Source organism: Pontibacterium sp. (genome assembly GCF_964228735.1).
Classification (GTDB): Bacteria; Pseudomonadota; Gammaproteobacteria; order Pseudomonadales; family Balneatricaceae; genus Pontibacterium.
The window spans coordinates 1-9,639 of sequence record NZ_CAXRBQ010000133.1; the positions used below are offsets into that span (position 1 = coordinate 1).

The 9,639-nt window shown below is 54.9% G+C and carries 8 protein-coding genes; 6 read left to right on the plus strand and 2 right to left on the minus strand.

The window, feature by feature from the left end; genetic code table 11:
• The 6 genes from cobN to ACEQ15_RS15095 all read left to right on the plus strand — a co-directional run.
• On the plus strand, window positions 1–2,564 hold a 2,564-nt coding region (gene cobN, locus ACEQ15_RS15070), incomplete at its 5' end, for a cobaltochelatase subunit CobN (protein WP_370280047.1).
• On the plus strand, window positions 2,564–4,066 hold the full coding sequence (locus tag ACEQ15_RS15075; protein WP_370280048.1) for a cobyric acid synthase: 1,503 nt from the start codon (window positions 2,564–2,566) through the stop codon (window positions 4,064–4,066). The genes cobN and ACEQ15_RS15075, both read left to right, overlap by 1 nt.
• The gene (gene cbiB / locus ACEQ15_RS15080; protein ID WP_370280049.1) at window positions 4,063–4,998 is read left to right on the plus strand and encodes an adenosylcobinamide-phosphate synthase CbiB; all 936 of its coding nucleotides are present in this window, start codon (window positions 4,063–4,065) and stop codon (window positions 4,996–4,998) included. The genes ACEQ15_RS15075 and cbiB overlap by 4 nt, the downstream gene beginning before the upstream one ends.
• The gene (locus ACEQ15_RS15085; protein WP_370280050.1) at window positions 4,995–6,074 is read left to right on the plus strand and encodes an aminotransferase class I/II-fold pyridoxal phosphate-dependent enzyme; all 1,080 of its coding nucleotides are present in this window, start codon (window positions 4,995–4,997) and stop codon (window positions 6,072–6,074) included. The genes cbiB and ACEQ15_RS15085 overlap by 4 nt, the downstream gene beginning before the upstream one ends.
• Complete coding sequence (bluB, locus tag ACEQ15_RS15090; RefSeq protein ID WP_370280051.1) at window positions 6,067–6,741, plus strand: 5,6-dimethylbenzimidazole synthase; 675 nt, start codon at window positions 6,067–6,069, stop codon at window positions 6,739–6,741. Before ACEQ15_RS15085 ends, bluB begins: the two co-directional genes overlap by 8 nt.
• Window positions 6,742–6,798: 57 nt before the next feature.
• Complete coding sequence (locus tag ACEQ15_RS15095) at window positions 6,799–7,902, plus strand: sirohydrochlorin chelatase (RefSeq protein WP_370280055.1); 1,104 nt, start codon at window positions 6,799–6,801, stop codon at window positions 7,900–7,902.
• Window positions 7,903–8,067: 165 nt separating this feature from the next.
• On the opposite strand, the gene ACEQ15_RS15100 is transcribed toward ACEQ15_RS15095, so the two are convergent.
• Window positions 8,068–8,868 carry a thiazole synthase gene (locus tag ACEQ15_RS15100; protein WP_282351573.1) on the minus strand — a complete coding sequence of 267 codons (801 nt, stop codon included), beginning with the start codon at window positions 8,866–8,868 and terminating at the stop codon, window positions 8,068–8,070.
• Between the two features lie 61 nt (window positions 8,869–8,929).
• Window positions 8,930–9,133, minus strand: a complete 204-nt coding sequence (gene thiS, locus ACEQ15_RS15105) for a sulfur carrier protein ThiS (protein ID WP_370280054.1) — start codon at window positions 9,131–9,133, stop codon at window positions 8,930–8,932.
• Between the last annotated feature and the right edge of the window lie 506 nt (window positions 9,134–9,639).

A 9,639-nucleotide genomic window follows, 5' to 3' on the forward strand; every position in this document is an offset into this window, starting at 1 on the left:
TGAAGGCATTGTCTGCGGCTGGTTACCCGCTTGGTGATTCCAATGATCTGCCACAAACCGGTACGGCGCGGATCGAGGCTCTGCTCGAATCCGTTACAAATAACCCGAATACGATTCACCAGCTACCGTGCTGGCAAAGCATGGTTCTGGATGAATATCTGTTTTATTTCAGTCAGTTGCCTGAAGAATGTCAGAAAGCAGTTTACGAACAGTGGGGTCCGCCTGAGCAGGATATCAAGTATCGAAACGGGCGTCTGATGCTCTCCGGTATTCGTCTGGGCGAGACCTTTGTCGGCATTCAGCCTGCACGTGGATTCAATATCGACCTGGCGGCTAACTACCATGATCCGGACCTGATCCCACCGCACAACTACCTGGCATTTTATTTCTGGCTGCGCCACTGCTATCAGGTGGACGCGGTGATCCACGTAGGTAAACACGGCAACCTGGAGTGGCTACCGGGTAAGGGCACGGCGCTGTCAGAAAGCTGTTGGCCGGATATTGCGTTGGGACCGATGCCACACTTCTATCCGTTTATCGTGAACGATCCGGGTGAAGGAGCGCAGGCTAAGCGTCGTACGCAGGCGGTGATCATCGATCACCTGATGCCACCGATGACCCGTGCGGAAAGTTACGGTGAACTGGCTGAGCTGGAAGGGCTGGTGGACGAGTACTACCAGGCGCTGGGAATGGACAGCCGACGTGAACAGTGGCTGCGCGACGAAATCCTGAAACAGGTACGTAAGACCCATCTGCTGGATGAGTTAGCCGGTGATACTGCGGACGATGATGAAGTGCTGGCAGAACTCGATGCGTACCTCTGTGATATCAAAGAAGCACAGATCCGCCATGGCCTGCATATACTGGGCGAGTTACCGGAGAATGCAAAACTTGCTGACACTTTGGTGGCGCTGCTGCGCCTGCCGCGTGGTGACGATCCCGCCAGCCAGGGGATTCTGCACAATCTGATCGCTGATCTGGACCTGCGCATTGATTCGGAACTGTTTGATCCATTGGCTGCTGGCAGAGAGGATTGGACCGGCGCAAAACCAAACCTGCTGTTGGCTGTCAGGGATGAGCTCTGGCGAAGTGAAGCAGACACCCGAGAACGCCTGGAGTTGTTGGCGTTGAAATGGGTTGAACGCTATGTGCTGGGTGAAGGCGATCTGGAAGAGTTGGATGATTACCCGCAGTCCCGCTCGCAATTCGAGTACGCTCGAAACCGAATCCATAAGGCGTTGGAGCAGAGTGTCGAGCTGGAAATCCGGTCGTTGCTTAACGGTCTTAGTGGCCGCTTTGTCGAACCCGGCCCAAGTGGTGCGCCCACCCGTGGCCGTTTGGATACGCTACCGACCGGGCGCAACTTCTTCTCCGTAGATAATCGTTCCATTCCGAGTCCGGCAGCCTGGGCGATTGGCGAGCGATCTGCACAGGCGCTGATTGAACGCCATCTTCAGGAGCACGGTGACTTCCCACGCCAACTGGGATTGTCGGTTTGGGGTACTGCAACTATGCGTACAGGCGGTGATGATATCGCTCAGGCCTTTGCGCTGATGGGTGTGCGTCCAATCTGGGCGCCGGGTTCCAACCGTGTGGTGGACTTTGAAGTAATCAGCACTATGCAGCTGGGGCGTCCGCGGGTAGATGTCACTTTGCGTGTGTCCGGATTCTTCCGCGATGCCTTTCCCAATGTAATGAAGCTATACGATGCCGCTGTGCAGGCTATTGCATCGCTGGATGAACCGGGCGAAGGCAACACCATCCGTCAGAATATCGAAGCACGTCAGCAACAGTTGATGGCCGAGGGACTAGGTGAAGAGATTGCCCAACGGGAAGCGAGCTACCGCGTATTTGGCAGCAAACCGGGGGCCTACGGTGCCGGTTTGCAGGGCTTGATCGACGAACGTTGTTGGGAACAGCGTAGTGATTTGGCCGAGGCGTACCTCAACTGGGGCGGATATGCGTATGGCAACCAGAAGGGTGATGGCGTAGAGGCGCGTGATGCCTTTCAGCACCAGCTTTCCCAGATGGAAGCAGTGGTGCAGAACCAGGACAACCGTGAACACGATCTGCTCGATTCCGACGACTATTACCAATTCCAGGGCGGCATGACCAACGCCGTCACTGTGCTCAGCGGTGAAACACCAGCGGTATACCACAGCGACCACTCTAATCCTCAGGTGCCGAAGATTCGTACCCTGAAGGAGGAGCTGAACCGGGTAATCCGCTCCCGTGTACTGAATCCAAAATGGATCAATGCGATGCGCGAACACGGGTATAAAGGCGCGTTCGAGATGAGCGCCAGCGTGGATTACATGTTTGCCTACGATGCCACCACCAATCTGATTGCCGATTACCAATACGAAAAAGTGACCGACACCCTGCTGTTTGATCAGGACAACCGTGCCTTTCTGGAACAACACAACCCCCATGCACTGGAAGAGATGGCTGAACGACTGATGGAAGCCACCCAGCGTGGCTTGTGGCAGGAACCGGGGGAATACGCGGGTAAATTGCAGGATTTGCTGCTGGAGATTGACCAGCGGCAGGAGAGTATCAACTGATGAGCGAATTTAAACATCCGCATACCCTGATGGTTCAGGGCACCACCTCTGATGCGGGGAAAAGCATCATGGTTACAGCGCTGGGACGTATCCTGGCGCGCAAGCAGGTATCAGTAGTGCCGTTTAAGCCACAGAACATGGCGTTAAACAGTGCTGTAACCGCCGACGGTGGTGAGATTGGCCGTGCCCAGGCTGTGCAGGCCGAGGCCTGCTTTTTACCGCCGAGCGTGGATATGAATCCGGTCCTGCTTAAACCCAACAGCGATATCGGCGCCCAGGTGATTGTGCACGGCAAGGCGATCGGCAACATGAAAGCCACCGAGTACCACAACTACAAGCCAGAGCTGCTGAAAGAGGTGTTGTTCAGTCACGAGCGACTCGCAGCGAAGTATCAGGCGGTATTGGTAGAAGGGGCGGGTAGCCCGGCCGAAATCAATCTGCGCGAACACGATATCGCCAATATGGGCTTTGCCGAAGCGGCAGATTGCCCGGTAGTGATCGTGGCGGATATCGACCGCGGTGGTGTATTTGCGCACCTGCTCGGGACCTACGAACTGTTGAGTGATTCGGAAAAAGTGCGGGTAAAGGGTTTTATCATCAACCGTTTTCGCGGTGATGTAACTTTGTTGGAGTCAGGCCTGGATTGGCTGGAAGAACGTACGGGCGTGCCGGTCCTGGCGGTTATTCCCTACGTGATGAATCTGCATATCGAAGCGGAAGACGCAATCAACCAACAGCAGAAACAGAACGACACCTACCAGCAGCTAAAAGTGGTGGTACCGATCTACCCACGCGCCAGCAACCATACCGACTTTGATGTGTTGCGTATGCACCCTCAGGTGGACTGCGAGTTTATGCGTGACCTGAATGATTTTAACGGTGCAGACCTGATTGTGTTGCCCGGCAGTAAAAACGTGCGGGGTGATCTGGCCTGGCTGAAAGAGAGCGGTTGGGCAGACGCGATCCGTCGTCATTTGCGCCTGGGTGGCAAGGTGATTGGCGTATGTGGCGGATACCAGATGCTGGGTGAGTGGATTCACGATCCCGAAGCTGTTGAGTCGGCGGCGGGATCCAGTGAAGGACTTGGTCTGTTGGCGATGGAAACCACGCTTACCGGCAATAAAACCCTGCGTAACGTCTGCGGTGAAACACTCCAGGGGGGATTGGCCGTGAAAGGTTACGAGATTCATGCAGGCGTGAGCAAAGGGCCTGCTTTGGATTCGCCTTTGTTTAACATCAGCCCGGTTGAAGGCGCGCAGAGCCTCATGCCCGAAGGTTCACGCAATGACGAGGACACGGTGATCGGTAGCTATATCCATGGCCTGTTTGATGAAGCGGCGCTGTTGGATGATCTTCTGAAATGGGCAGGCCTCGACAAGGTTGAGCAATTTGATTACACCGCGTTTCGTGAGCAGCAGATCGAGCGTCTGGCTGACGAAGTAGAGGCAGTTCTGCCGTTTGAACGGATCTGCGAATTGCTGTCGCTGGAGGTATCCGCTTGAGTATCGTCGCAGCCGTACTGCTCGCGCTCGTACTGGATCGGTTATTAGGCGAACCGAAGCGTTTCCACCCGCTGGTGGGGTTTGGTGCGATAGCGGCAAATATCGAGAAGCGCTTTAACCGCAGTCAAAAGAGCCGGCTTGCCGGTGTGCTGGCGTGGCTCTGGGCCGTCTTGCCGTGGATAGCTGTTGCAACGGTTATACAGCAACTGGCGCATACGGGTCCTGTTGTTGAGATATTGCTCGGTGGTTTTATGTTGTATCTGGCTATTGGGTGGCAAAGCCTGCTGCAACACGCACTGGCCATTGCTGAGCCATTGGAAGGCAGTGATATAGATGCGGCACGCAATGCGGTGGGTATGATTGTGAGCCGCGATACATCCGAACTGGATGAAACGGCCGTTGCCAGCGCTGCCACCGAATCGATACTGGAGAATGGCGCGGATGCAATCTTCTCCGCGATCTTCTGGTTCTGCCTGCTGGGCATTCCCGGAGTGGTTTTGTATCGCCTGAGCAATACCTTGGATGCGATGTGGGGCTACAAGAACGAGCGTTTCCTCTGTTTCGGTTGGGCTGCAGCGTGTCTTGATGATGTGCTCAACTACATCCCCGCACGTTTAACGGCGCTGAGTTATGCGCTGGTGGGTAAAACCCGCATAGCACTGCGCTGTTGGCAGGCCCAGGCAACGACCTGGAAAAGCCCCAATGCGGGGCCGGTGATGGCAGCTGGTGCAGGTGCGATCAATGTGTCATTGGGTGGCGCGGCGATCTACCACGGACAGTTACAACAGCGTCCACAACTGGGCCCGGCCCCTGGGCAAGGTGAACAACCAAGTGCAAAAGCTATTCGTGCGGCTTGCAGTTTGGTTAACCGTGCATTACTGCTCTGGGCATTTGTTATCACGTTGATTGTGATCGGGGGGCAGCTGCAGTGAATGGGCATATTCTGCACGGCGGTGATCTGATCAGCGCCAGCGCGCGTTATAACATGCCTCAGGATCAGTGGTTGGACCTCTCGACCGGGATCAATCCTGACAGTTACCCCGTTGGAGAGCTGGCGCCAGAGGTATTCCAGCGGTTGCCGTATCAGCAACAGGCATTTGCGGAGGCGGTGACTGGGTACTACGGCTCAGATCAGTGGTTAGCGGTGAATGGATCGCAACCGGTGATCCAGGCATTGCCGTTGTGTCTTGAGAAGCTCCCGGTGCTTTTGCCTGATGTGGGATACGACGAGCACCGTCATCACTGGGCAATGAACGGAAACCCGTTGGCGTTCTATCCCGCCTTTGATCAGCAGGCTGCGTCTGCTCAGATTGAGACGCGTTTTAGAAACGGCGGGGCTTTTCATCTGGTGGTGATCAACCCCAATAATCCATCCGGTTTGCGGTTCTCAAAAGAGCAGTTGTGCGACTGGGCAGGACGTTTAGAAGGCGAAGGTCGTTTGATCGTAGATGAGGCGTTTATCGATACGCAGCCTGCGAGCAGTGTTCTGAGCGACAAGTTAAACGACAAACTTATTGTGTTGCGCTCCTTTGGGAAGTTCTTTGGTTTGGCAGGATTGCGGTTGGGTTTTGTATTTGCCTCCGATCAGCTGCGTGCGCAGCTGCAACAGAGGCTGGGGATCTGGCAGGTAAACGGAGTGGCGCAGGGTGTGGCGACCAATGCACTGACCGATCTGGATTGGCAGCGGGGCGCACGCGAGGATATCGGCCTCAATGCAGCATTTACGAATGAGCTGTTAGCACCGTTGATGGATAAGCTGCAGCCAGATCTCGTGGTTCAGACATCGTTGTTTAGCAGTTGGCAATTGGATGCCGATATTGCAGCGCAGGTTCAGGACCTTCTGGCCCAACAAGGCGCTCTAGTACGTCTGATTCCGTTAAACGAACGCAAGGCGCTGCTCCGAACTGGGATTATCAGTCGGTATAACTGGGATGGTATCGATCAGTTAGAAGGCGCAGCGAACAGGTGTATCGAATTATTAAGTCATCAAGGTGAGGCCCATGTCTGAGCGACGAATTACAGACAACCAACCCTACCGCCAGGAAGATCGCGACGCGATTTATCGGGTGATTGCCGAGCGGCGTGATATGCGTCACTTCTCACAAGAACCGCTGGATCCGGAAATCTTAAAGCGTCTGTTTCGGGTGGCCCACCAGGCGCCGAGTGTGGGGCTGATGCAGCCGTGGCGCTTCTTGCGTATCACCGACCGCAGTCTGCGGGACCAGCTCTGTGGGCTGGTGGAGTCTGAGCGACAGCAAACGGCAGATGCCTTGGGTGAACGCCGTGATCAGTTTCTGAAGCTCAAGGTTGAAGGAATCAGGGACTGCGCAGAGGTGGTTGTTGCCGCTTTGCCGGAAGGGCGTGAGGCCCATGTTTTTGGACGTCGTACCTTGCCTGAGATGGATTTGGCATCACTTGCCTGTGCCATCCAGAACATGTGGCTGGCGGCGCGGGCTGAAGGCATCGGTCTGGGCTGGGTATCGCTGTTTGATCCGCAGGCATTGGCGGATCTTTTAAAGATGCCAGCCGGTAGCAAACCGGTGGCAATCCTCTGTATTGGCCATGTTGATGGCTTCTATGAACAGCCGATGCTGGTGCAGGAAAAGTGGACGGAAGAAACGCCACTGGAAGAGTTTATTTTTGAGAATTACTGGTCAGAGCAAAGTGGGGACTAACGCTTTGGCCAACACAGAATTATTCTGGAGAGAAATAAAGTGAGTAAAAAAGGCATTATGGTGTGTGGTCACGGTAGCCGTGACAAGGATGCAGAACGTGAATTCGGGCGTGTTGCCGAGGGTTTGAAAAAGCGTTTCCCGGATATCCCGGTGGAATACGGCTTCCTGGAGTTTTCCGCACCGAACATCCACATGGGTTTAAATAGCTTGGTCGAGCAGGGCGTAGAGCAGATCTACGCGGTACCGGGCATGCTATTCGCCGCGACCCATGCCAAGAACGATATCCCGTCGGTTCTGACCACCTTTCAGGAAAAGAATGACGGGGTCCAGGTTGAGTACGGCAGTGAGCTGGGCTTGCACCAGGCGATGATCGATGCCTTCCAGGCGCGTATCTACGAGTCACTGGGGCTGGATCCGAAGAACCCGCCGGAAAGCCTGTACGACACCATGCTGGTGGTTGTTGGTCGTGGTACTTCCGATACCCACGCCAATGCAGAAGCGGCGAAACTGACCCGTATTGTGAACGAAAACATGGGCTTTGGCTGGGCCGATACCGTGTATTCCGGCGTAACCTACCCGTCCGTAGGTGTGGGGCTGGAGAAGCTGCTGAAGCTGGGCTTCAAGCGTGTGGTGATTGCACCTTACTTCCTGTTCACCGGGCGCCTGATCAAACGTATCTACGGTTATGTTGATAAGGTGGCTGAGGAGAACCCAGGTGTGGAGTTCATCAAAGCGCCGTACCTGAATGACCACGACAAAGTGATCGACGCGTTTGAGATCCGTGTACGCGAGATTATGGACGGCCAGCAGGGACCTGAAACCCTGATGAGTTCCTTCCAGCGCCGTCTGGCGGCAGGTGAGGTGGATGTACATCACCATCATGCAGAGTATTCTGAAGACGGTCATCACCATCATCATGACCATTCAGATGAGCACAGCCATAGCCACGATCATGGCCACTCTCACAGCCACTGGCATGATCATTCGCACGGTCACTCTCACGGTGTGTACCGACACATTGCACATCCGCTGGGCCCACGCACCATGATCGGTGAGAACATCTGTTGCTGCTTTATGAGCCAGTTCCCGCAGTCCGTGCTGGATGAGGAAGCGGACAAGATCAAAGACAATTGTGCCGAGACCGCGTTGGCACATAAGTAAGGTATTAGGTGGTGTTGGGCATCGCTTTGCGATGGCCAACCTACGGGCTATCTAGTGTAGGTTAGCCATTGCGAAGCAATGCCTAACAAATGAAAAAAGCGCCAAGGGCGAACCCATGGCGCTTTTATAGCTTGGACGAGCTACGGAACCTATTACGCGGGAAAATTAGGATCCGATCAATCCATCAATAGGCGAAGATGCTGTCGCGTAGGATTTACGCGGCATACGGCCCGCCAGGTAACCTTCACGACCACATTCAACCGCTTTACGCATCGCCTGCGCCATCAGCACTGGGTTCTGAGCGTGGGCAATCGCACTGTTCATCAGTACGCCTTCACAGCCCATCTCCATCGCCAGTGTTGCATCGGAAGGGGTACCCACGCCCGCATCAACGATGATCGGTACGTTCGCGTTTTCCAGAATGATCTTGATGTTATTTGGGTTGCAGATGCCGAGACCAGAACCGATCGGTGCGCCCAGCGGCATTACCGCAACACAACCCATCTCTTCCAGGCGTTTCGCAACCAACGGGTCGTCGCTGGTGTAGACCATCACCTTGAAGCCGTCTTTGATCAGCGTTTCAGCGGCGGCCAGGGTTTCGGTTACGTTTGGATAGAGGGTCTTGTCGTCACCCAGTACTTCCAGTTTCACCAGGTCGTGGCCATCCAACAGCTCACGCGCCAGACGGCAGGTGCGTACCGCTTCTTCTGCGGTATAGCAGAACGCGGTGTTTGGCAGGATGGTGTACTTCTCAGGTGGCACCACGTCCAGCAGGTTTGGTTCGTCAGGGTTCTGACCGATGTTGGTACGACGCAGCGCCACAGTGACGATCTCCGCACCGCTGGCTTCAATAGCCGCTTTGGTTTCGGCCATGTCCTTGTATTTACCGGTACCCACCATCAGACGGGAGTTAAAGCTGCGGCCTGCAACGATCAGCTGATCGTTTGTGGAGATCTCTGTAGTCATACCTGATTCCTGCACTTCAAGAGGAGAATTGGACGTGGGTGGCGCGGAGGAGCCGAGTTACTCAGCCGCCGCCGATCGCACGCACGATTTCGATACGGTCGCCTTCACGCACACGGGTTTTTGCGTGCAGGCTGCGTGGGATGATTTCGCTGTTTACCTCAACTGCGATGCGCTGGTTGCCCAGGTGCAGTTTGTCGAGGAGTTCTTGTACGTTGTTAGCACTGTAGAGCTGCATGCTCTCGCCATTTACAGTCAGTCGGATCATGTTGGTGGCCTCGTTGCCGGTCTGTGTGGAGACCGATCGGTTTTTATTTTTGGTTGGTGTGTATGTTGGGAGAGAAGAGGGCAAGGGGTTAAGGTCCAGCTTTGTGGACGATATGAGTCCAGCTAGTTGGTGCCATTGGGCAACATGGCCAGCGAGAACATCAATCCCTTAGGTTAGGTCGAGCCATAGGCGACACCCAACAAACCCATCTTTCGATAACCTGTGTGTTGGGTGTCGCTTCGCTCGACCCATATATGGTCTCCTCCCTGCTTGCAATGGCTTCATGCTTCGATGTCCGATACAGGTTGCGGCCATATATCCGGCCTGTTTTATGAAGCTTGTGATAGCTTCTGGCCTTGATGAACATTCGCGCGCAGCGTCCTTATCAACCTAACGGTATTCACTACCTTGGGCTGAGCCAGGTTTTCACCGCGCCGGTTTGACCTGTTCTGTCATCGATTACATGTAGCCTTCGCAACCTCAGAGAGCAGCGATTTGACCGGCTT

Excerpts from the sequence above, each read along its gene's own strand:
- ACEQ15_RS15095 (WP_370280055.1), top strand. The coding sequence starts at position 6,799 with ATGGTGTGTGGTCACGGTAGCCGTGACAAGGATGCAGAACGTGAATTC.
- ACEQ15_RS15075 (WP_370280048.1), top strand. The coding sequence starts at position 2,564 with ATGAGCGAATTTAAACATCCGCATACCCTGATGGTTCAGGGCACCACC.
- thiS (WP_370280054.1), bottom strand. The coding sequence starts at position 9,133 with ATGATCCGACTGACTGTAAATGGCGAGAGCATGCAGCTCTACAGTGCT.
- bluB (WP_370280051.1), top strand. The coding sequence starts at position 6,067 with ATGTCTGAGCGACGAATTACAGACAACCAACCCTACCGCCAGGAAGAT.
- ACEQ15_RS15100 (WP_282351573.1), bottom strand. The coding sequence starts at position 8,868 with ATGACTACAGAGATCTCCACAAACGATCAGCTGATCGTTGCAGGCCGC.